The sequence below is a fragment of the Streptomyces sp. NBC_00425 genome (genome assembly GCF_036030735.1).
Taxonomy (GTDB): Bacteria; Actinomycetota; Actinomycetes; order Streptomycetales; family Streptomycetaceae; genus Streptomyces.
This window is the reverse complement of sequence record NZ_CP107928.1, coordinates 5044065-5066447: the sequence shown is the minus strand read 5'-3', so window position 1 is coordinate 5066447 and position 22383 is coordinate 5044065. Positions and strand designations below refer to the sequence as shown.

Here is a 22383-nt window from a genome sequence, read left to right as displayed (position 1 = left end):
TGTCCAGGGGGGACTTGGTGAACGATTTCTGGTCCGGGGTCGGCGTCGATCTGCATCTCGAGCCCGACAGCGGCGAGGGGCGGCGGAGCGGGCTGGAGCGGGCGCTGCGGGACGCCGTGCGCGAGGGACGGCTGGCGCCCGGGAGCCGGCTGCCGGCCACCCGGCGGCTCGCGGCCGAGACCGGCATCTCCCGCAACACCGTGAAGGCCGCCTACGACCAGCTGGTCGCCGAGGGCTATCTGACGGCGCGGCAGGGCTCGGGCACCCGCGTCGCCGTCCTGCCGTCCGCCGTGGCCGACCCGCTGGGCGCCGCCACACGCGCGCGTGAGCCGCTTTTCGACCTGCGCCCCGGCAGCCCCGACGTCGGGACGTTCCCGGCGGCGGCCTGGCTGCGCGCACTGCGCCGCGCCATCGCGACGGCGCCCTCGCTCGCGTACGACTACGGCGACCCGCGCGGCCGCATCGAGCTGCGCACCGCGCTGTCGGAGTACCTGGGGCGGGCCCGGGGCGTCATCGCGCCGCCCGAGCGGATCGTGGTCACGTCGGGGTACGTGCAGGGCCTCGCGCTCCTCACGCGCGTGTTGGACGGAGGCCGGGTCGCGATGGAGGACCCGGGGCTGCCGTTCCACCGCGAGGTCGTCCGGCGCAACGGCGGGACGGTGACGCCGGCGCCCGTCGACGAGCAGGGGGTGTGCGTCGCCGGCCTGGGCGACGCGCGGGCCGTGGTCGTCACTCCCGCCCACCAGTACCCCACCGGCGTGACGCTGGCCCCGGGGCGGCGGCGGGCCCTGACCGAGTGGGCACGCGCGGGCGACGCGCTGATCGTCGAGGACGACTACGACGGCGAGTTCCGCTACGACCGGCAGCCGGTGGGCGCGCTCCAGGGGATGGCGCCGGGACAGGTCGCCTATCTGGGCACCGCCTCCAAGACCCTCGGGCCCGCGCTGCGGCTCGGCTGGATGGTGCTGCCGCCGCAGCTCGTCGACGCGGTCGCCGACGCCAAGCTGCACAGCGACCACCACACCGAGTCGATCGGCCAGCTGGCGCTCACCGAGCTGATCGACAGTCACGCCTACGACCGGCACGTCCGCGCGTCCCGGCTGCGCTACCGGCGCCGCCGGGACCTGCTGCTGGAACGGCTGGGAAGGCGCCGGGGCGTACGCGGGATCGCGGCCGGACTGCACGCGCTGGTGGACGTCGGCGACGAGGAGGCGACGATCACGCGGGCGGAGGCCGAAGGGCTGGCGGTGGGCCGTCTCGGCGATCACTGGCACACACCCGGCGCCGGACCCGCGCAGGGGCTGGTCGTCGGGTACGGCACCCCCCGGGAACGGCTGTATCCACAGGCGCTGGACGTGTTGGCGAAGGTGCTGGACGGGGAGTGATTGGACCACTTTTCCGGGCCCACATTGGTGCTGTCGAGAGGCCCAACCGGGTTCTAGCGTCATGGGTATGCCGAAGACTCGCGCCCAGCGGACCCGCCCTCACCGGACCGGCCCCCAACGCCTGCTCGCGCTCGCCCAGCTGAGCAACTCGGTCGGGGACGGGGCGTACTACACGACGTCGGCCCTGTACTTCACGCAGATGATCGGTATCGCCCCCGCGCGCGTGGGGCTCGGTCTCACCCTCGGGTGGGCGGTCGGCTCGCTGGCCGGGGTGCCCCTGGGCCGACTGGCCGACCGACACGGGGCGCGGGGGACGGCGGTGCTGCTGGCGCTGGCGACGGGGCTGGCCGTGGCGTCCTTCGCCCTCGTGCGCGGGTTCGTGCCGTTCGTCCTCGTGGCGTGCGGCTACGCGACCGCCCAGTCGGGGCTGGCGGCGGCCCGGCAGGCCCTCCTGGCGGGGCTGGTGCCGGCCGGGGAGCGGACGGGGCTGCTGGCGCGCCTCCAGGCGACGCTGAACGCGGGGCTGGCCGTGGGCGCCGGGCTCGGCGGCCTCGCACTGCACGCCGGCACCCGGGCGGCCTACCTCGGTGTGTTCGCCGTCGACGCGGTGAGCTTCCTGGTGTGCGCGCTGCTGCTCGCCTCACTGCCCCGCGTGGCGCCCCGGACGCTCCGCCCGAGCGGAGGCGGGGGTGGGAGCGGGAGCAAAAGCGGAAGCGGCCTGGGTGTGCTCCGGGACCGTCCCTATGCGCTGGTGGCGCTCCTCAACACCGTGCTGCTGCTGCGGATGCCGTTGCTGAGCCTCGTGCTGCCGTTGTGGATCACCGAGCGGACCGGGGCGCCCGCCTGGCTGGTCTCCGCGCTGTTCGTCCTCAACACGGCCGCGGTGACGGTGTTCCAGGTACGGGCGGCGCGCGGGGTGACCGGGCTGGAGAGCGCCACGCGCGCGGTGCGGCGTGCGGGCTGGGTGATGTGCGCCGCCTGCGCGGTGTTCGCCCTGTCCGCGGGGGCGTCCCCGTGGGTGGCGGCGGGCGTCCTGGTGCTCGGGTCGGTGCTGCAGGTGGCAGCGGAGATGGGGCAGTCGGCGGGTTCCTGGCAGCTCTCCTTCGACCTGGCCCCGGCCGACCGGGTCGGCGAGTACCAGGGCCTGTTCGGCACCGGTGTCACCGTGGCCCGCACCCTCGGCCCGCTGGTCCTGACCTGGCTGCTGGTCGAGTGGGGCACGCCGGGCTGGCTGCTGCTGGGCGCGGCGATGGTGGCGGCGTCGTACGCCATGGGCCCGGCGGCGCGAAGGGCAGCGGCTGGACGGGACGCCGCAGGACGGTGGGCGGAGACGGCCGGGAGGTCGGCGCCGGTGCCGGCACCGGCCGAGGGGGCGCCGGAGCCGACCGCTCCGGTGACGGTTTCGGCGACGGCTCCGGCTTCGGCTTCGGCTCCGGCTCCGGCTCCGGCTTCGGCGACAGGGTGACGCCGTGCCCCCGGGGCGGGGGCGGGACCGGTTGCGTCCGCGTCACGCGGCTCCCGTCAATACGGCTCCCCTCGGTGCGGTGACCGGGAGGGCGTCGACGAAGAGGGCGCCCGACAGGAGGCCCGCGCTGCCGCGGGGGCTCCACGCGCGCGCGTGGAGGTCGGCGTCGAAGGCGACCAGGGCTTTCGCGCCCGGTTCCGTCGACGTGCCGCCCGCTTCGAGGACCTCGCGGGCGCCCGCCTGGACGTGACGCAGGCCCAAGGGTCCGACGGTGTGCAGGAGTTCGGTGTCCTGGAGGGTCGACATCACGGTGAGCAGGGCGTCGAGGCGGGCCTCGGCCTCGTCGGCGCCGGCCGTGCGCGCCCGCGCCAGGGCGTCCAACGCCCGGCGCACATGCGGGAACCCGGCGCGGGCCTCGCCGCGGGCGCCGGCCGCGCCGTACTTCGCCGACACCGTCGCGCCCCGCGAGGGCCGCCGCGGGGCCGCCCGGTCGGGGTGCGCGGCGATCCGCTTGGCGGTCGCGGCGACCTCGACGCCCCGCGCCCGGGGGTCCAGGGCGGCCGCCGCCACCAGCAGGCCGAGCGTCCACAGGGCGCCCCGGTGCCCGCCGCCGGCGAGGCCCACCGAGTGCTCGGTGCACCGTCCGATCGCGCCCAGCTCCGCGCGGAGTCCGGGCGTGGGCTCGCCGGTACGGCGGGCGGCCGCGGCCATCGCCGCGAGTCCGGGTGCGAGCGCCTTGGCGGACCAGCGCAGCCCGCGGTGGTCCCTGCGGGTGACCCGGGCGGCCAGGTCGCGGGGATCGGGCAGACCGGGTTTGGGCGCCAGTGCCAGCTGGCCCGTCAGCGCGGCCACCGCGGCCCGGGCGAGCGCCTCGTCCTCAGGGCTGGGCATGACCTGCCCTCAGGAGGACGCGGACGCCGTCGGGGCGTCGCTCGGCGGAGCTCTCGTGGGGGCGCCGCTCGGGGGCGTGCCGCCCGCACGTGATGTCCTTGCGCACCAGGGCGCCGTCCAGGCAGTAGGGCCCCTTCGTGACGCTCGTCATCAGGGTCATGCAGGTGGTGCCGGTCGAGCCGACGGAGGCCGACACGGTCGCTCCGGACGTCGTGCCCGCTGTCGCCCCGGCCGTCGTGCCCGCTGTCGCCCCGGCCGTCGTGCCGGTGTCGGCGAAGGCCGCCTGGTAGCCGGCGGCGGCGAGTCCGCCGGCCGCGACCGTGCCGCCGGTGACCGCGAGGGCGCGCCGCCGGGTGATGGAGGTGTCCTTGCGAAGTCCCGTCATGGACATGAAAGTAGGAACGCCGGCCGTCAGCGGGCTGAAAGCCCGCTGAGAGGAACCTGTGAGTGCCGGGAGGTCGGAAGCACCGGTCCGCCGCGTGGGTCTGACGGTCCGAAGGGCGGACGCCGCCTGCGCACCCGGACGCTGCCCACCCACGGCGCTGCCGGCTCACGGCCCGGACCACACGACGCCAGCGGCTCACACGGCGCGGGCGGCTCATCGCGCAGTCGGCTCACACGGCCATCAGCGGGGCGTCCTTGCGCCATTTCAGGATCTTGTCGAAGCTCACGACCGCCCCGCCGCGCCCCGGCTTGTTGCCGATGTGGACGTGGTCGGCGAGCTCCTGGATGAGGAACAGGCCCCGGCCCTGCTCGGCGTCGGTGTTCGTGCGCACCGGCGCGGGAGCGGGGCGCTCGCCGGTGAACCCCGGGCCCGAGTCGGCGACCTCGATGCGGCACGTCTCGCCGTCGAGGTAGGCCGTCACCCGGTACGCCTCGGAACAACCGCCGATCGCGGTGTCCCCACCGTGCTCGACGGCGTTGGCGCAGGCCTCGCTCAGGGCGACGGAGAGGTCGTAGCTGACGTCGGGATCGACGCCCGCCGTCTCCATCGTGCCGAGCAGCAGGCGGCGGGCGAGCGGCACGCTCGCGGCTTCGCGCCGCAGATGGAGTGACCACCAGATGCTCATGCTCCAGCCTCCTGGCTGCGGCTCGACATACCGATACGTATTGCCGCCCGCAGCCGTATGTAAGCGTGAATTCCGCGTGATGCCGCCCATATGGGGGATGCCCGCAGGCAGAAAATCGGTGTATGTGGGACGCAGAAGCATCAGTCACACCACTCACCACAGAAGATGATCTTCCGCATCGTGCGGATCGTGTGGACCTGCCGTAGGAGGGCGGTAAGGCCAGTGCGATGATGAGCCCGCCATGACTGCCCCCTCCAGCGAGCGCTCCGGTCGCGATCTCCGGCTGCTGCGGGCCGCGGTGTTCGCCGCGGTCTGTGTCGTGCTGGCCGCGGTCGGGCACACGGCGGCCTCCTGCGCCGCCGTTCCGCTGTGGACCCTGGGCGTGGGCTTCCTGGCCGTGCTCGCGGTGGCGGCGCCGCTCGCGGGACGCACCCGCTCGCTGCCGGGCATCGCCGCGCTTCTCGCGGTCGGACAGACCGTGCTGCACGCCCTGTTCGGGCTCGGGCAGCACACCGCCTCCGTCTCGGCCGCCGCTTCGACGTCCGTCTCGCGTTCGGTTTCCTCCGCCTCCGCCTCCGCCGCGCTGTCCGCGTCCGACGCCTCGCTCGTCGAACGGGCGGCCCGGCTGGTCTGCGGGGCCACGGCGGCGCCGATCAGTCCGGCCCAGGCCCAGAAGATGCTCGTCGACGCGCGGCTCTACTCCCCCGGCACGGGCGGCGGCGGCACGGGCGGCGCCGGCATGAGCGGCATGAGCGGCATGACCGGGATGAGTTCGATGCAGCATCCCGGGGACGCCCTCGCCACCACCGGCTCGGCGATGTCGTTGCTGCCGTCCCTGCCCATGCTGCTCGGCCACGTCCTCGCGGCCGTCGCCGCCGGGTGGCTGCTGCGGCGCGGCGACACGGCTCTGCTGCGCCTGCTCGCCCTGTCCGCGCACGGCGTCGCCGAGGGGGCGCTCGTGCGGTCCCTGCGCGGAGCGCTCGCGCTGGTGCGCGCCCTGCTCGCGGGGCTGCCCACCGCGCCGGGCACGGGAGTGCGCGTCCCGCGCACCGCACTCCTCACGCCGGAATCACCCCGCGCCATCGCGCTCCAGCACTCGGTGGTCAGACGAGGTCCGCCGGACGTACCCGTACTCGTCCTCGCTGCCTGACGCGACACGACCTGCACTCCACTCCCGGGGGCGGCCGCCGTCGCGCGGCGCCCGCGCGTGCGCACCGGCGTGCCCGCGCCTCATCCTCACCCTCGGAACCACTCAGAGTGGAGTGCTCGCTGTCATGAAGGCCTCACGCATCGCTTCCCGTAACGCCTGCCGGGTCGCCGCCGCTGCCGCTGCCGCCGGTAGCGCCGTGCTCGTCCTGTCCTCGCCCGCCTTCGCGCACGTCAGCGTCGCCGCCGAGGGCTCCGCCGCGAAGGGCGGTTACGCGGTCGTCGACTTCAAGGTCCCCAACGAGCGGGACAACGCCTCGACCATCAAGCTCGAGGTCGCCTTCCCGAGCGACCACCCGCTGGCCTCCGCGATGCCGGAGCCGATCAACGGCTGGACGATCCAGGTCACCAAGGCCAAGCTCGCCAAGCCCATCGAGCTGCACGGCAAGCAGATCTCCGAGGCGGTCTCCAAGATCACCTGGACCGCCGCCGGCGACGGCGTGAAGCCGGGCTTCTTCCAGAAGTTCCCGGTGTCCGTGGGCGCGCTGCCCGAGGACGCCGACGAACTGGTCTTCAAGGCGATCCAGACGTACTCCAACAAGGAGGTCGTGCGCTGGATCGAGGTCCAGGCGGACGGCGCGGAGGAGCCGCAGAACCCGGCCCCGGTGCTCGCCCTGACCGCCGCCTCCGAGAACGGCCACCATGGCGCCGCCGCCAACGCCGCTGAGGAGTCCGACGACGCCAAGGCCGCCGCCAAGACGACGGCGGCCGCCTCCGACGTGGACGGCAGCGACACCACCGCCCGCGTCCTCGGCGTGGTCGGCATCGTCGTCGGCGTCGCCGGTGTGGCGTACGGCGTGCTCGCCGGCCGCCGGCGGACCACGACCGAGGCCTGAGCCCCCGGCCGGCGCGGGCGGCCGCCACCGCCCGCGCCGGCTCCTCGACGGCGCGCAACCCGGGGTGCACGGTTCATCCGGCGCTCTCGCCGTACACCCGGGACCAGCTCGAATTCACATATCTGGGACATTTCTCTATGCGCAAGAAGACGTTCGCCGTGGCCGCGCTGCTCTCCGCCGCCACTCTCACCCTCTCCGCCTGCAGCAGCGACGACGGCACGAGCCCCGTGGCCGTGGTCTCCCAGGAGGGCAAGCAGCAGGCCGCGACCGTGCTGGACCAGCCCTTCGCCAAGCCCGCCCTGGTCCTCACCGACACCCGGGGCGCCTCCTACGACCTCCGCAAGGAGACGGACGGCCACCCGACGCTGGTCTACTTCGGCTACACCAACTGCCCGGACGTCTGCCCGCTGACGATGAGCAACATCGCCGTCGCCAAGAAGCAGCTGCCCAAGGCGGAGCAGGACGAGCTGCGCGTCGTCTTCGTCACCACGGACCCGGACCGTGACACCCCGGCCGCGCTCGGCACTTGGCTCAAGGGCATCGACCCCCAGGTCGTGGGCCTGACCGGGAAGTTCGCGACGATCCAGGCAGCCGCCCGCTCGCTCGGCATCTCCGTCGAGGCACCGCACAAGGACAAGAACGGCAAGATCGTCTCCACCCACGGCACCCAGGTCGTCGCCTTCTCCCCGAAAACGAACGGCGGATACCTGCTGTACGGCGAGGACGCCAAGGTCGACGACTACATCAAGGACCTGCCCAAGATCATCAAGGGCGAGAACCCGTGAGCTCGGCACTGCCGCGCCGGGAGATGCCCGGCCTTGAGATGCCCGGCCTGGAGAGGTCCCGCCGGGCGGGGCGGGCGCGGTTGCTGGCCGCGTCCTCCGCGGTCGTCACCGGGGCGCTGCTGCTGACGGCGTGCGGATCGGACGCGGACGGCCGGGCGGAGCTGTCCGTCCGCGCCGCCTACATTCCGCAGCCCGTCTCCGCCACCATGGCCGCCGGTTTCCTGACCGTCGTCAACAAGGGCGGTGCCAAGGACGAGCTGACGTCCGTCACCAGCACCGCGGCGGGCAGCGTCACCCTCCACGAGACCGTCGGGTCGTCGATGGAGGAGGTCACCGCCCTCGACGTCCCCGCCCACGGTCAACTCGTGTTCAAGAGCGGCGGAAACCACCTGATGTTCGAGAAGCTGAAGAGCAAGCCGGTACAGGGCGCAACGGTGACCGTCGAACTCCACTTCGCCTCCTCCGGCCCGCTCGAGGTCGAGATCCCGGTGAAGTCCGCCACGTACGACCCGACGACCGGCCACTGAGGGAGGGACCACCTTGACGCAGACCATCGCCCCGCGCGTCCGGATGCTCGTGCTGCTGTTCCTGGCGGTCGCCGGCGCGCTCCTCGCCGGCGCCGGACCCGCCACCGCGCACGCCGCGCTGACCGGCAGCGACCCCGCACAGGGGGTGGTGGTCGACAAGGCTCCCACGCAGGTGACGCTGACCTTCTCCGAGACCGTCTCGACGAACGACGACTCGTTGCGCGTCCTCGACCCCAAGGGCGCCCGGGTCGACGACGGCAAGCCGTCCGAGATCAGCGGCACCACCTACGCCGTCCAGCTGCACTCGGGGCTGCCCGACGGCACGTACACCGTGACCTACCAGGTGGTCTCCGCCGACAGCCACCCGGTCGCCGGCGCCTACACCTTCTCGATCGGCTCCCCCTCGCAGACCAGCGTCTCGGTGTCCGCCCAGGAGGCCGGCGGCGGAGTCGTCGGCCGGCTGTACGGCTTCGGCCGGTACATGTCGTACGCCGGGTTCATCGTGATGGTCGGCGGGGGTTCCTTCGTGCTGGCCTGCTGGCAGCGCGGCACCGGAGTGCGGTCCCTGCAGCGGCTGGTCGTCGGCGGCTGGCTCGCGATGACCGCGGCCACCCTGTTCCTGCTGCTCCTGCGCGGCTCCTACAGCCGCTCGGGCACGCTCGGCGACGTCTTCGACCTCGCGCTCCTGGGCGAGGCCCTGCAGACCAAGACCGGCGCGGCCCTGGTCTCCCGGCTGCTGCTGCTCGCCGCGGCCGCCCTGTTCATCGCCGTGCTCTTCGGCGCCTACGACAAGCGCGACGACGACGAGAAGCGGGACCTCACCTTCGGGCTCGCCATCGGCGGAACCGTCGTGGCAGCCGGACTCGCGGCGAGCTGGGCCATGGCCGAGCACGCCTCTACCGGACTGCAGCCGGGCATCGCGATGCCGGTCGACGTGCTGCACCTGCTGGCGGTCGCGACCTGGCTCGGCGGGCTCGCCGCACTGCTCGTCGCGCTGTACCGCGCGCCCGCCGACCGTCCCGTCGACGCCGCCGCCGTCCGGCGCTTCTCCCAGGTCGCCTTCGGCAGCGTCCTCGTCGTGGTCGCCACCGGCGTCTACCAGTCCTGGCGTCAGCTCGGCTCCTGGTCCGCGTTCACCGACACCCGCTACGGACAGCTGCTGCTCGTCAAGATCGGACTCGTGGCGCTGCTGGTCGGCATCGCCTGGACCTCCCGTCGGTGGACGGCTCGGCTGGCGGTTCCGGCGGCCACCGAGGCGGGGGTGCGCACGTCCGCCTCCAAGGCGTCGGCCGCAGGGAGGTCCGCCGCCGGGAAGTCCGTGCGCGGGAAAGAGCGCGTCCCAGCGGCGGCTGCCGGGGGAAGCGGCGAGGCGGCCGGGGCGGCCTCGGGCGACACCGGGAGCGTCGAGGGCCACAAGCCCGCCAAGGGCTCCAAGGGCTCCAAGGACTCGCACTACCCCAAGGCCCCCGAGGACTCCCAGGACTCGAAGGACTCCAAGGCCTCCACCGGCAAGAACAAGAAGGGGTCCGGGGGCGGAGAGCGGGCCGCGCAGCTCGCCCGGCAGCGGGCGGCCGTGGACGCCGCGCGGCAGAAGCGGCTGCGGAACGCGGACGACGATCGCTTCGGGCTGCGCCGCTCGGTGCTCGCCGAGACCGGGGTCGCCGTCGTCCTGCTCGCCGTCACCACCGTCCTGACGTCGACCGAGCCGGGCCGTACGGAGCAGGACGCCGCCAGGGCCGCCCGGTCCTCCTCGTCCTCGGCTTCCGCGGCGGACTCCGCCTCGGGCGCCCTGACCCTGGACATGCCGTTCGACACCGGCGGCGCCGACGGCAAGGGCGTGGTGAGCGTCGACCTCGATCCCGCCCGCGCCGGTGCCAACGAGATGCACGTGTACGTGACGCGGCCCAACGGCCGTGCCTTCGACGTGCCCGAGGTGAAGGTCGCCTTCACCCTCGAGGCCAAGAGCATCGGGCCGCTGCCCGTCGCCCCCGACCACATCACCACCGGCCACTGGTCGGCGAACGGCGTGCAGATCCCCATGGCCGGCGAATGGAAGATCGCCGTGACCGTGCGGACCTCCGACATCGACCAGGTGACCGTCTCCAAGAACGCGCAGATCGGCTGACCCCCCATGCCCGACCAGTCCCTCCCCGAGGCCCCCACCCCCGTGTCTCGTTCCACCGGGGCCCGCGCCCCGGAAACCCTTGCTCCGGCCCCCGCCCCGGCCGGCGAGAGCGCTGAGCGGCCCGCCTCGGCGGAGTCCCCCGTCAAGGACCTGACCCGACGCCGGCTGCTCGGCGCAGCCGGCGCCTCGGGACTCGTCCTCGGCGCGGCAGGCGTGGCCGTGGGGTACGCGGCGGCGCCCGCCCAGGCGACGCCGTTGTCGTCGGTCGGGGCGGGGCAGGCGATGTTCCACGTGAAACATCAGCCCGGCATCACCCAGGGCCTCCAGGCCCGCGGCCATCTCATCGCCTTCGACCTCGCGGCCGGCGCCGGGCGCAAGGAGGCCGCCGCGCTGCTGCGTCGCTGGTCGGAGACGGCCCGGCTGCTGATGGCGGGCGAGGCGGCCGCACACGACGACACGGATGTGGCCCGGGACGCCGGACCGTCCTCACTGACGGTCACCTTCGGTTTCGGCAACAGCTTCTTCGCCCGCACCGGACTGGAGAAGCAGCGCCCGGTCGCCCTGGACCCGCTTCCCGCCTTCTCCTCCGACCATCTCGACGCGACCCGCAGCAACGGCGACCTCTGGGTGCAGATCGGCGCGGACGACGCCCTGGTCGCCTTCCACGCCCTGCGGGCCGTCCAGAAGGACGCGGGCGGTGCGGCGAAGGTCCGCTGGCAGATGAACGGCTTCAACCGGACGCCGGGCGCGACGGCCCACCCCATGACGGCCCGGAACCTGATGGGCCAGATGGACGGGACCCGCAACCCCAAGCCGGCCGAGGCCGACTTCGACCAGCGCATCTTCGTCCCGGCGGACAGCGGGAAGGACCCTGCGTGGATGGCGAACGGCTCCTACGCCGTCGTCCGCCGGATCCGGATGCTCCTCGACGACTGGGAGAAGCTGTCGCTGAAGGCGCAGGAGCAGGTCGTCGGGCGCCGGAAGGCGGACGGAGCGGCGCTGTCCGGGGGCACCGAGACGACCGAGATGGACCTGGAGAAGACGGACGCGAACGGCGACCTGGTCGTCCCGATCAACGCGCACGCCCGTATCACCCGCCCCGACCAGAACGGCGGCGCGGCGATGCTGCGACGCCCCTTCTCCTACCACGACGGCATCGACCCGGACGGCACTCCGGACGCGGGTCTGCTGTTCATCTGCTGGCAGGCGGACCCGCTGCGCGGCTTCGTCACCGTGCAGCGCAAGCTCGACCGCGGGGACGCCCTGTCGCAGTACATCCGCCACGAGTCGAGCGGGCTGTTCGCGGTGCCGGGCGGTGCGGCGAAGGGCGAGTACGTGGGGCAGCGACTGCTGGAGGCGTGAGACGGGCGGCGGTCCGGACCCCGCACGACGAGGGCACACCGCGACGGACGGTGCCGTGCCGATGCCGTGCCGTGCCGTGCCGTGCCGTGCCGTGCCGGTGGATGGTGGCGGCTGCGGGAGGTTACGCCTTCGCGGGCGGATTCATTCCTGCGAGGGGGAGTCGTGAGACGCGTGCGCCCCGCCGCACAAGGGCCATTAGGGTGAGGTCATGCCAGCGAGCTATGCGTATCTCGGCCCCGAGGGCACCTTCACGGAGGTCGCCCTGCGCACGCTTCCGGAGGCGGCCACCCGGCAGCTGATCCCTTACGTGTCGGTGCAGTCCGCGCTCGACGCGGTGCGCACCGGCGAGGCCGAGGCCGCGTTCGTGCCCATCGAGAACTCCGTCGAGGGCGGGATCACCACCACGCTCGACGCGCTGGTCGCCGGCACCCCGCTGATGATCTACCGCGAAGTGCTCCTGTCGATCACCTTCGCGCTGCTCGCCCGGCCCGGCACGGCGCTGTCGGACATCAAGACGGTCTCCGCCCACCCGGCGGCGCAGCCGCAGGTGCGCAACTGGCTGAAGGCGAACCTGCCGGACGCCGTGTGGGAGTCGGCCGCCTCGAACGCGGACGCCGCCCGGCTGGTACAGGAGGGCCGATACGACGCCGCCTTCGCGGGCGAGTTCGCGGCCGCCCGGTACGGGCTCACCGCCCTGGAGACGGGGATCCACGACGCCGAGAACGCGCAGACCCGGTTCGTGCTGGTGGGCCGGCCCGCCCGGCCTGCCGCGCCGACCGGTGCGGACAAGACGTCCGTGGTGCTGTGGCAGCGGGACGACCATCCCGGCGGTCTGCGCGACCTGCTGGGCGAGTTCGCCACCCGGGGCGTCAACCTCATGGTGCTGCAGTCCCGGCCGACGGGCGCCGGTATCGGCAACTACTGCTTCTGCATCGACGCCGAGGGGCACATCACCGACCGCCGGATGGCCGAGGCGCTCATGGGGCTGAAGCGGATCTGCCGCGAGGTGCGCTTCCTGGGCTCGTACCCGCGTGCGGAGGTGAGCGCTGCGGACGTCCCGGCGCCGCTTCCGGGGACCTCGGACGCCGAGTTCGTGGCGGCCTCGGACTGGGTGGCGCGCTGCCAGGACGGCCGTTTCTAGCCAGTCCTACCTGCATATCTTCGTTATCCACAGAAGTTATCCACAGGCCTGCTTCTCGACCTGGGGACAAGTCGACAACGAAGTACCACGCAGTCGACAAATCGGCCCGTGTCCCCTCAGGGCGGCTCGCAACCCGCACGTCACCCTTCGTCCACCTGTTTCCTTCGATCAATCCTTTGGAGCGACGCAATTCCACCCGAAAGTGGCTGCGAGTGGCGTTCGGGCAAGGAATTCGACCCAGGGCGGCCAGGCCTTGGAATGATCCATTCCGATGTCCACAGACCTTTCGCACACCCTGTGGATAACTCACACGAGGCGCGGACCCCTGTGGACAACTCCGCCCCCAAATCCCGTACACCGCAAGGAAATCGAGTCAATGAGACGCCCGTCACATAGTCCGTCCCAGGGAGTGAGACGCGTTTTATTGACACGCTGGGCAATTCACTCATAACGCAACGTAAGTCGCGATTCGGAAGTCCGGACGGCGGACTCGGAATGGGAGTCGTGAGCGCCGACCCCGCACGGGTAGCCTTGGCCGCGTGATTGACCTTCGCCTGCTCCGTGAGGACCCCGACCGTGCGCGCGCCTCCCAGCGCGCCCGTGGAGAGGACGTCGCGCTCGTCGACTCCCTCCTCTCTGCCGACGAGCGGCGCAGGTCGTCCGGCGTCCGCTTCGACGAGCTGCGCGCCGAACAGCGGTCGCTCGGCAAGCTCATCCCCAAGGCCTCCGCGGACGAGAAGGTCGAGCTGCTGAAGAAGGCGAGCCAGCTCGCCGCCGACGTCAAGGCCGCCGACGCCGAACGCGACGCGGCTGTCGCCGAGACGCAGGAGCTGCTCCAGCGGCTCGGGAACCTCGTGCACCCCGACGTGCCCGTGGGCGGCGAGGAGGACTTCGTCACCCTCGAGACGCACGGCACGATCCGTGACTTCGGCGCCGAGGGCTTCGAGCCCAAGGACCACCTCGAGCTCGGCCAGATCCTCGGCGCGATCGACGTCGAACGCGGCGCCAAGGTCTCCGGCTCCCGCTTCTACTTCCTCACCGGCGTCGGCGCCCTGCTGGAGCTGGCCCTGGTGAACGCGGCGATCGCGCAGGCCACGGCGGCCGGCTTCACGCCGATGCTCACCCCCGCGCTGGTGCGCCCGCAGTCGATGGCCGGCACCGGCTTCCTCGGCCAGGCCGCCCAGGACGTCTACCACCTCGACAAGGACGACCTCTACCTGGTCGGCACCTCCGAGGTCCCGCTCGCCGCGTACCACATGGACGAGATCATCGACGCGGACAAGCTGCCCCTGCGCTACGCGGGCTTCTCGCCCTGCTTCCGCCGCGAGGCCGGCTCGCACGGCAAGGACACCAAGGGCATCTTCCGCGTCCACCAGTTCGACAAGGTGGAGATGTTCTCGTACGTCGTGCCCGAGGACTCGCAGGCCGAGCACCAGCGCCTGCTGGCGTGGGAGAAGCAGTGGCTGTCCGCGCTGGAGCTGCCGTTCCGGGTCATCGACGTCGCCTCCGGCGACCTCGGTTCCTCGGCCGCCCGCAAGTTCGACTGCGAGGCCTGGATCCCGACGCAGGGCAAGTACCGCGAGCTGACCTCGACGTCGGACTGCACCGAGTTCCAGTCCCGCCGCCTGTCGATCCGCGTCCGCGAGGGCAAGCAGGTCCGCCCGCTGGCCACGCTGAACGGCACGCTGTGCGCCGTCCCGCGCACGATCGTCGCCATCCTGGAGAACCACCAGCAGGCCGACGGTTCCGTGTACGTGCCCGAGGTGCTGCGCCCGTACCTCGGCGGCCGGGAGGTCCTGGAGCCGGTCGCCAAGTGAGCACCGAGCCTGGCACCGGACGGTTCCCCCACCGGCTGATCGCGACCGACCTCGACGGGACGCTCCTGCGCTCCGACGACACGATCTCGCAGCGCACCCGGGACGCCCTCGCCGCGGCCACCGCGGCGGGGGCCGTGCACATCGTCGTGACGGGCCGCGCGGTCCCGTGGACCCGGCACATCCTCGACGACCTCGGCTACGACGGCCTCGCGGTCTGCGGACAGGGCGCCCAGGTGTACCACGCGGGCGAGCACCGTCTGCTGACGGCGGTGACGCTGGACCGGCAACTGGCCGGCGTGGCCCTCGCCAAGATCGAGGCCGAGGTCGGCCCGCTGCACCTGGCGGCCAGCCGGGGCGGTCTGGACGGGGAGGTACTGGTGGGCCCCGGCTACGCGCTCAGGGGCACCCTGCAGTCGACCCCGCTGACGGACGCGTCCGACCTGTGGTCGGCCCCGCTGAACAAGATCTTCATCCAGCATCCCGAACTCTCCGACGACGCGCTGGCCGAGGCGGCCCGCAGGGCCGCGGGAGGTTTCGTCACGGTCGCCGTGGCCGGTGCGGGCATCGTGGAGCTGCTCCCTCTGGGGCTCTCCAAGGCCACGGGCCTCTCACTGGCCGCCCGCCGCCTGGGTCTCAAGGCCGCCGACACGATCGCCTTCGGCGACATGCCCAACGACATCCCGATGTTCGCCTGGTCCGCCCGCGGCGTGGCCATGGCCAACGCGCACGCGGAACTGAAGGCGGTGGCGGACGAGATCACCGCCTCCAACGACGCCGACGGCATCGCCACCACCCTGGAAGCCCTCCTCCCCTGACCCCCGGGAACACCCGGGGGGGCGCGGCCAGGGAACACGGGGAACGGCGCGGGCATGACCTCAGGCGATCAGCGGCGCAGACAGGTGCGCGGGGAACCGCACAAAGATCGCCGCAGGCGATCAGGGGGCGCGGGGAACTGCGCGACCAGCCCCCACCGGCCCGCAGGACCGAACCTGCCCGCAGATTCAGCGCGTTGGAGGGCACACCCAGGGGACACCCCTCAAGAAACCCTTGCGCCGAACCTCGCCCGGTCCCGGTGACAACGTCTCGCGGAGGATGCACGGATCGAACGTGCGCGGGGGGTCACCCCGACCACGGCTCAGCAAGCCGGTGCCTTGCCTCTCGGCCAATCCTCCGGGTGGGCGGCCCACGCGAGAGCGACATCGCGTGCTCGAAGCGGCCGCCCCGGGCAGCTCCCGTATGCGGTGCGGTTCGTCGGAGGGGTAACTACTCCGGAACCTGCCGCCGGCTGCCCTGAAGGGAGTTCGACGCGCCGTGCATGGACATCGTCGGACTCCTCTCCCGGTCTGGTGACGCCGGATCCCCTCCGGCCGTCCGCGCTGCGGGCCTTGCGGCCTTGCGCGTACGACCACTCTGCCCTGGGCGTGAGCCGGACGCCACCGAATAAAACACCCGTGCGAAAACAGTGCCCGGGCGGGCGGTCCGGAGGCCCAGGGCGCGTGCCAGGCGTCGCCCCCGCAGAGGGGACTTTCGAAACACGCCTAGCGGCGGCGCCACCTGCGCCGCCGCGCCTTGCTGAAGAACCAGCCCGCGGGCGGCTCGTCCGACCGCCAGGGCTGGGGCTCCGGCTCCTCGGCGCGCCATCGTGCGGCGAGCATCCGGGCCCGGGCGGACGGCTCGGAGGTCCCGGCGGCCCGAACGAAGTCCTCGTCCAGGACGAGGTCGTCCCAGACCTCGCCCTCCCCGGACCGTCCGCGGGCGTCGTCCGCCGCTATGTCGTCCGCCATCCCGTCCTCCTGCCGTGTCCTGCCGTGTCTGCGGTGTGTCATGTCGAGCCGTGTCATGTCGAGCGGGGCCGGGCCGAGCGGTGTCCGCCGTTCGGCCCGGTGTGCGCAGACGCCGGTGAAGCCGCCGTCAGGAACGCCCCGGGCACCCCCGGCGGGCGCCGCTCACTCCTCTCCCGCGAGCGTCAGCGTCCGCAGCTTCTGGCCGGCGTACCAGGTGGCCAGCACGGTCACCGCGACCAGCAGCACCGTGGCCGTGGTCAGTCCGACGTCCGAGGTGACGAGGTCCCCGCCGGCCACCTTGTGGGCGACGGCCAGCGACCACTGCTGGACGCTGAGCGTGCGGGCTCCCGGCACCAGGGAGCCGAACAGGGCCTCCCAGACGAGGGCGTAGACCAGACCGAAGACCACCGCGTGCCGGGACACCGTGCCCAGCAGCAGGAACAGGGCGGCGTAGGCGATGGAGGAGACCAGCGCGGCCACCGTGTAGGCCACGGCGATCTGCTGGCCGTTGCCGTTGAGGATGAAGCCGGCGATCAGCGTCGGCAGGGCCGAGAAGACCATCGTGACCGCGATCGCCACGATCAGCTTGGTGAAGATGATCGTGGGCCGCTTCAGCGGCTTGGACAGCAGATAGACCACGGAACCGTCGTCGATCTCCGGGCCGATCGCGCCCGTGCCCGCGATGACGCCGATGATCGGGACCATCGTGGCGAGCGCGAGCCCGCCGAGCAGGTCCGACGCCGTCTGGTCGTCGGCTCCGGCCAGGCCGCGCACGACCACGGAGATCGCGATGAGCAGCAGGGGCAGGGCGCCCAGGATGAGGGCCCGGCGCTTGCCGAGCAGAGCCCGGTAAGTGAGCCGGGCGACTGTGGGGTCGTACATCTCCAAGGCCTCCTACGCCGCGACCAGGTACGAGAAGACGGACTCGAGGGACTCGTCGGACGGCGAGACCGTGAGCAGCCGGATGCCGTGGTCCCTGGCGACCTTGGGCAGCAGCGTGGTGAAGCGGCCGAAGTCGACGGCCTGGACGCGCAAGGCGCCCTCCGCCAGGTCGACCTCGATGCCGGAGGTCGACGGGTCGGCGATCAGCGCGGCCGCGAGAGCGCGGTCGTCGCTGGAGCGCACCAGGTAGCGGTGCGGCCGGTCGGTCATCAGGCGGCGGATCTTGCGGAAGTCGCCGCTGGCGGCGTGCCGGCCCGCGACGACCACCTCGATGTGCCAGGCGAGTTGCTCGACCTCTTCGAGGATGTGCGACGAGAACAGCACGGTGCGGCCTTCGTCGCCCATGCGCCGCAGCAGGTCCATCAGCTGCATGCGCTGGCGCGGGTCCATGCCGTTGAACGGCTCGTCGAGGAGCAGCAGCGACGGGTCGTGCACGAGGGCGCTCGCCATCTTCACGCGCTGGCGCATGCCCTTGGAGTACGTGGCGATCTTGCGGTCCTGCGCGTACTCCATCTCGACCGTGGCCAGCGCCTTCTGGGCGGCCTTGGCCCCCAGGCCGTGCAGTTCGGCGTTGGCGACGACGAACTCGCGGCCGGTGAGGAAGTCGTACATCGCCTCGCGCTCGGGGACGACGCCGATGTGCCGGTAGATGTCCTCGTTGCGCCAGACGGGCTGTCCGTCGAGGGTGACCGTGCCGGTGGAGGGCGCCAGGAAGCCGCCCATCATGTTGATGAGGGTGGACTTGCCGGCGCCGTTGGGTCCGAGCAGGCCGGTGACGCCGGGGCCGATCGTCATGGTCACGTCGTTGACGGCGACCACGTTGCCGAACCAGCGGGAGACGTGGTCGATGCTGAGCGTGGTCACAGGCCCACCTTCCGGTAGCGGCGGATCAGGAGGCCGTAGCTCGCGGCGATCAGGCCGAGGAGGACGAGGACGTAGACCACGCCCTCTCCGTTCGTGGGACCGATCCCGCCCGGGAAGGCGGAGGTGGCGCCGAGGAAGGCCGACTGCACGCCGTCGACCAGCGTGACCGGCGAGAAGAGGCCGATCCAGGCGATGGAGCCGGTGCTGTTCTGGGCCTCGGCGATGGCCTGGAGCGTGGAGACGGCGCCGTAGGAGATGGTCAGTACGGCGATGACGGCGGCGATGCCGAAGCCGCGCCGCGGCGTCGCCGAGGCGATGACCAGACCGATGCCGGCGAAGAGCAGGGAGAGCAGTGCCACGGAGACGAGTCCCTGACCGAATCCCTCGGTCTGGTCGGCGAAGTCGAGCTTGGCCAGCAGCGCGCCGACGTACAGCACGAGCAGCGGGGCCGCGGTGAGGACGAACAGCGCCGAGGCCAGGGCGGCGAACTTGGCGCGCACGTAGTCCGCGGTCTCGATGGGCCGCGAGAAGTACAGCGGCACGGTCTTGAAGCGCAGGTCGCGGGAGACGGACTGGGGCGCCTGCGAGGCGACGTACAGGCTGATGACCGCCTGCATGATGATCGCGTATCGCGTGTAGTCGACCGGCAGTTCCTTCGCCTTGGTGGCGACGGCCACGGCGACCATGATGGCCGCGGGCACGCAGATCACCACGAACAGCAGCATCGGCAGCACCTTGGACTTCACCGAGCGGCCGAGGCCGTAGGCGCCTCGCAGGGACTGCGAGTACAGGGAGCGGCGGGCGTAGGCGCGGCCGAGGCGGGGGCCGTCGTAGCTGCGGTAGCCGATGTTGTGGATACGGGTCTGGTCGCCCGAGGGGGCGGTGACCGGGTGCTCAACTGCCATGGCCGACGGCCTCCTTCCGCTGCTGGTCGCTGCTCGCGTCGCTGTCCTTGAAGACCTCGGAGATGTGGTGCCTGCGCTGTTCCATGCGCACCAGGCCGAGCCCGAGGTCGGCGACCGCGTCGCGGACGACGTCGTAGGTCTCCTCGCCCTGTGCGGTCAGCAGCAGGACGTGGCCGGCGCCCGGCAGGCCGCTGCCGGCCTCGGCGACCTCCACCCCGCGCGCGTGGAGCGCCTCGCGGATCGCGCGGGTGCCGTCCGGGTGCTCGTCGGTGTCGGTGACCTCGATGGCGAGGGTGGTGGTGGTCTGCGTGAAGTCGGTGGTGGAGCTGGAGCGCAGGAGTTTGCCGCCGTCGACGACGACGACGTGGTCGCAGGTGCGCTCGAGTTCGCCCAGCAGGTGGGAGGTGACGAGGACCGAGATGCCGAAGTCGGTGTGGATGCGGCGGATCAGGCCCAGCATCTCGTCGCGGCCGACCGGGTCGAGGCCGTTGGTCGGCTCGTCGAGGAAGACCAGCTGCGGGTCGTGGACGAGGGCCTGGGCGAGCTTCACGCGCTGCTTCATGCCGGTCGAGTAGCCGCCGATGGGACGGTAGCGCTCCTCGTACAGACCGACGTGGCGCAGGGTGTCCGCGGTGCGCTCGCGCGCGGCGGTGGGCGGCAGGCCGGACATCCGCGCCATGTGCACGACGAACTCGGTGGCCGAGACGTCGGGCGGCAGGCAGTCGTGCTCCGGCATGTAGCCGACCCGCTCGCGGATGGCGGCGCCCTTGGTGGCGACGTCGAGGCCGAGCACCTCGGCGCGGCCCTCCGTGGCGGGCGACAGACCCAGCAGGATCTTGATCAGTGTGGACTTGCCGGCCCCGTTGGCTCCGACGAGCCCGGTCACACCGGGCCCGACGTCCACGGAGAGCCGGTCAAGAGCGGTCACCCGGGGGAACCGCTTGCTCAGGCTTTCGGTCGCGATCACAGTCACGTCCATAAAATTAGTGACGCACGCCACGAATTTCGTCAGACTTCAGAGCCGTCTTCGCCTCAGACCTCAGATGTACGGGCCCGTAGGGGATCCCCTGCCTGAGAGCTACGGAACGTGGCCGCCACGGCTCGAACCCGCCCTGTTGACGACTTCTCTAACAAGTGCCAGATTCAGCCTGGTCGGGATACGGGCGCGGACGACGGGCTCGGACGACGGGCGCGTGCGGCGGTCGGCGCCGCGGCCGGGGCGGAGGGGAAGTGACGATGCTGGAGGGCGCGCGCGAGCGCCGGGTGCGAACCGGCGGGATCGAGCTGTGCGTCGTCGAACTCGGCGATCCGCGGCAGCCGACGGTGGTGCTGCTGCACGGCTACCCGGACAGCAAGGAGGTGTGGTCCGAGGTCGCGTCCCGGCTGGCCGCCCGCTTCCACGTGGTGCTGTACGACGTCCGGGGCCACGGCCGGTCCGAGGCGCCGAAGCCGCTGCGGGGCGGGTTCACCCTGGAGAAGCTGACCGACGACTTCCTGGCGGTCGCGGACGCGGTCAGCCCGGACGGGCCGGTGCATCTGGTGGGGCACGACTGGGGTTCGGTGCAGGCCTGGGAGTTCGTGACCGTCCGGCGCACCGAGGGCCGCATCACGTCCTTCACCTCCCTGTCCGGGCCGTCCCTCGACCACTTCGGCCACTGGATCGCCGCGCGGGTGAACAGGCCGACCCCGCGCCGGGTCGGTCAACTCCTCGGCCAGGGAGCCAAGTCCTGGTACGTGTACCTGCTGCACACCCCCGCTCTGCCCGAACTCGCCTGGCGCGGACCGCTCGGCAGGCGCTGGCCCGGCATCCTGCGGCGGATGGAGAAGGTTCCCGCCGACGCCTATCCGACGCCGTCGCTGCCGTCGGACGCGGCCAACGGCGCCTGGCTGTACCGGGACAACGTCAGGACCCGGCTGCGCCGTCCGCGCGCCGACGCGCACGCGCACGTGCCCGTGCAGCTCATCACGCCCCTCGGCGACCGCTTCCTGTCGGAGCGCCTGTACGACGAACTCGAGCACTGGGTCCCGCGGTTGACGCGTCGCACCCTGCCGGCCGGGCACTGGATCCCGCGCACCCGACCCGACCGACTCGCGTCCTGGATCGACGACTTCGTCACGTCGGTCGAGACCCGGGGGAACGGAAACGGCGGGGAAAGCAGCCCCGGAGCCGGCCTTGACGCGGGCGACGGGGCCGGCGCGGCGGCCGGGGCGTCCGGCGCGCTCGAGACGGCCGGGAGGCGCCGGAGGAACGGCGGCGGCCCGCGGCGGGGGCGCGCCGCCGATCCGTATGCCGAGCGTTTCGCCGGGCAGTTGGTGCTCGTCACCGGTGCGGGCAGCGGCATCGGGCGGGCCACGGCGCTCGCGTTCGCCGAAGCGGGCGCGCGCGTCGTCGCCGTCGACCGGGATGCGGACAGCGCGGCCCGCACCGCCGAGCTGTCCCGCCGGGTCGGCGCAACCGCCGCATGGGCGGAGGCAGTCGACGTCTCCGACGAGCAGGCGATGGAGAAACTCGCCGCGAAGGTGCACACCGACCACGGCGTGCTGGACGTCCTGGTGAACAACGCCGGCATCGGTCTGTCGGGGTCCTTCTTCGACACGACGTCCGACGACTGGCGTCGGGTGCTGGACGTCAACCTGTGGGGCGTCATTCACGGTTGCCGACTCCTCGGCCGGCCGATGGCCGAGCGCGGGCAGGGCGGTCACATCGTCAACATCGCGTCGGCGGCGGCTTTCCAGCCCTCCAGGGCACTGCCGGCCTACAGCACCTCCAAGGCCGCGGTGCTGATGCTGAGCGAGTGCCTGCGTGCCGAACTGGCGGGCCGGGACGTCGGGGTGACGGCGATCTGCCCCGGTCTGGTGAACACCGGCATCACGTCCACGGCGACCTTCGTGGGAGTCGACGCGGAGGAGGAACGGCGTCGGCAGAAGCGCGCCGCCCGCCTGTACGGGATGCGCAACTACCCTCCGGAGAAGGTCGCGAAGGCGATCCTGCGCGCGGTGGTGCACGACGAGGCGATGGTCGCGGTCACTCCGGAGGCGAAGACCGCGCACGCGCTGTCTCGTTTCCTGCCCAGGGCGTTGAGGGCGCTGGCGCGGGTGGGTCCGCCCCTGTGAGAAGCCCGCACGGCCGAACAGACCCTGTTCACCGGGGTGCTGGCCGGCGTGCCCTCAAGTGACGTGGAGTCACCTTTGTGTTGGGGAAATCCCCTTCGAGGAAAGTCGGTTGTCCACAGAATCGTCAAATAGCCTGTGGATAACCGTAGTTGCTTGTGGATCAA

At 72.4% G+C, this 22383-nt stretch carries 20 protein-coding genes and 1 tRNA gene; 12 read left to right on the top strand and 9 right to left on the bottom strand.

Features of this window, described 5'->3' with window-relative positions:
• The first annotated feature begins 17 nt into the window (after positions 1-17).
• The gene (pdxR, locus tag OHS82_RS21815) at positions 18-1385 is read left to right on the top strand and encodes a MocR-like pyridoxine biosynthesis transcription factor PdxR (protein WP_057576465.1); all 1368 of its coding nucleotides are present in this window, start codon (positions 18-20) and stop codon (positions 1383-1385) included.
• 67 nt (positions 1386-1452) lie between these two features.
• The gene (locus OHS82_RS21810) at positions 1453-2850 is read left to right on the top strand and encodes an MFS transporter (protein ID WP_328434321.1); all 1398 of its coding nucleotides are present in this window, start codon (positions 1453-1455) and stop codon (positions 2848-2850) included.
• A gap of 42 nt (positions 2851-2892) precedes the next feature.
• Here the strand turns inward: OHS82_RS21810 and OHS82_RS21805 are convergent, their stop codons facing one another.
• The 3 genes from OHS82_RS21805 to OHS82_RS21795 form a co-directional block, all read right to left on the bottom strand.
• Positions 2893-3741, bottom strand: coding sequence for a triphosphoribosyl-dephospho-CoA synthase (locus OHS82_RS21805; RefSeq protein ID WP_328434320.1), 849 nt, complete (start codon positions 3739-3741; stop codon positions 2893-2895).
• Positions 3728-4126, bottom strand: a complete 399-nt coding sequence (locus tag OHS82_RS21800) for a hypothetical protein (RefSeq protein WP_443061794.1) — start codon at positions 4124-4126, stop codon at positions 3728-3730. Before OHS82_RS21800 ends, OHS82_RS21805 begins: the two co-directional genes overlap by 14 nt.
• Positions 4127-4355: 229 nt before the next feature.
• Entirely contained in the window at positions 4356-4811 is a 456-nt protein-coding gene (locus OHS82_RS21795) for an ATP-binding protein (protein WP_057576471.1), read from the bottom strand.
• Positions 4812-5052: 241 nt separating this feature from the next.
• On the opposite strand from OHS82_RS21795, the gene OHS82_RS21790 reads away from it, so the two are divergent.
• From OHS82_RS21790 to OHS82_RS21750, 9 genes are all read left to right on the top strand, one after another.
• A complete protein-coding gene (locus OHS82_RS21790) occupies positions 5053-5961 on the top strand; it encodes a hypothetical protein (protein ID WP_328434319.1) in 909 nt (302 codons plus the stop codon).
• 124 nt (positions 5962-6085) lie between these two features.
• Positions 6086-6853 carry a YcnI family copper-binding membrane protein gene (locus OHS82_RS21785; RefSeq protein ID WP_057576475.1) on the top strand — a complete coding sequence of 256 codons (768 nt, stop codon included), beginning with the start codon at positions 6086-6088 and terminating at the stop codon, positions 6851-6853.
• A 137-nt stretch (positions 6854-6990) separates the two neighbouring features.
• Complete coding sequence (locus tag OHS82_RS21780; protein ID WP_057576477.1) at positions 6991-7638, top strand: SCO family protein; 648 nt, start codon at positions 6991-6993, stop codon at positions 7636-7638.
• Positions 7639-7676: 38 nt separating this feature from the next.
• Entirely contained in the window at positions 7677-8165 is a 489-nt protein-coding gene (locus OHS82_RS21775) for a copper chaperone PCu(A)C (protein ID WP_057576705.1), read from the top strand.
• A 13-nt stretch (positions 8166-8178) separates the two neighbouring features.
• On the top strand, positions 8179-10290 hold the full coding sequence (locus OHS82_RS21770; protein ID WP_328434318.1) for a copper resistance CopC/CopD family protein: 2112 nt from the start codon (positions 8179-8181) through the stop codon (positions 10288-10290).
• A gap of 6 nt (positions 10291-10296) precedes the next feature.
• A complete protein-coding gene (gene efeB, locus OHS82_RS21765) occupies positions 10297-11652 on the top strand; it encodes an iron uptake transporter deferrochelatase/peroxidase subunit (protein ID WP_328434317.1) in 1356 nt (451 codons plus the stop codon).
• A gap of 208 nt (positions 11653-11860) precedes the next feature.
• The gene (pheA, locus tag OHS82_RS21760) at positions 11861-12793 is read left to right on the top strand and encodes a prephenate dehydratase (RefSeq protein ID WP_057576483.1); all 933 of its coding nucleotides are present in this window, start codon (positions 11861-11863) and stop codon (positions 12791-12793) included.
• A gap of 539 nt (positions 12794-13332) precedes the next feature.
• Entirely contained in the window at positions 13333-14610 is a 1278-nt protein-coding gene (gene serS / locus OHS82_RS21755) for a serine--tRNA ligase (protein ID WP_057576485.1), read from the top strand.
• Complete coding sequence (locus OHS82_RS21750; RefSeq protein WP_057576486.1) at positions 14607-15425, top strand: HAD family hydrolase; 819 nt, start codon at positions 14607-14609, stop codon at positions 15423-15425. Before serS ends, OHS82_RS21750 begins: the two co-directional genes overlap by 4 nt.
• Positions 15426-15696: 271 nt before the next feature.
• Here the strand turns inward: OHS82_RS21750 and OHS82_RS21745 are convergent.
• The 6 genes from OHS82_RS21745 to OHS82_RS21720 form a co-directional block, all read right to left on the bottom strand.
• Positions 15697-15782: transfer RNA gene (locus OHS82_RS21745), tRNA-Ser, on the bottom strand.
• Between the two features lie 366 nt (positions 15783-16148).
• Positions 16149-16394 carry an SGM_3592 family protein gene (locus OHS82_RS21740; protein WP_057576488.1) on the bottom strand — a complete coding sequence of 82 codons (246 nt, stop codon included), beginning with the start codon at positions 16392-16394 and terminating at the stop codon, positions 16149-16151.
• A gap of 162 nt (positions 16395-16556) precedes the next feature.
• Positions 16557-17276: an ABC transporter permease subunit gene (locus OHS82_RS21735; RefSeq protein WP_057576489.1), complete on the bottom strand. Its 720-nt coding sequence runs from the start codon at positions 17274-17276 to the stop codon at positions 16557-16559.
• A 12-nt stretch (positions 17277-17288) separates the two neighbouring features.
• The gene (locus OHS82_RS21730) at positions 17289-18200 is read right to left on the bottom strand and encodes an ABC transporter ATP-binding protein (protein WP_057576491.1); all 912 of its coding nucleotides are present in this window, start codon (positions 18198-18200) and stop codon (positions 17289-17291) included.
• Positions 18197-19105 (bottom strand): ABC transporter permease, encoded by a 909-nt coding sequence (locus tag OHS82_RS21725; protein ID WP_057576493.1) that lies wholly within the window; start codon positions 19103-19105, stop codon positions 18197-18199. Before OHS82_RS21725 ends, OHS82_RS21730 begins: the two co-directional genes overlap by 4 nt.
• Complete coding sequence (locus OHS82_RS21720; RefSeq protein WP_328436092.1) at positions 19095-20072, bottom strand: ABC transporter ATP-binding protein; 978 nt, start codon at positions 20070-20072, stop codon at positions 19095-19097. Before OHS82_RS21720 ends, OHS82_RS21725 begins: the two co-directional genes overlap by 11 nt.
• 263 nt (positions 20073-20335) lie before the next feature.
• Between OHS82_RS21720 and OHS82_RS21715 the strand changes: the two genes are divergently transcribed.
• Positions 20336-22219, top strand: coding sequence for an SDR family oxidoreductase (locus OHS82_RS21715; protein WP_443061793.1), 1884 nt, complete (start codon positions 20336-20338; stop codon positions 22217-22219).
• Positions 22220-22383: the final 164 nt, after the last annotated feature.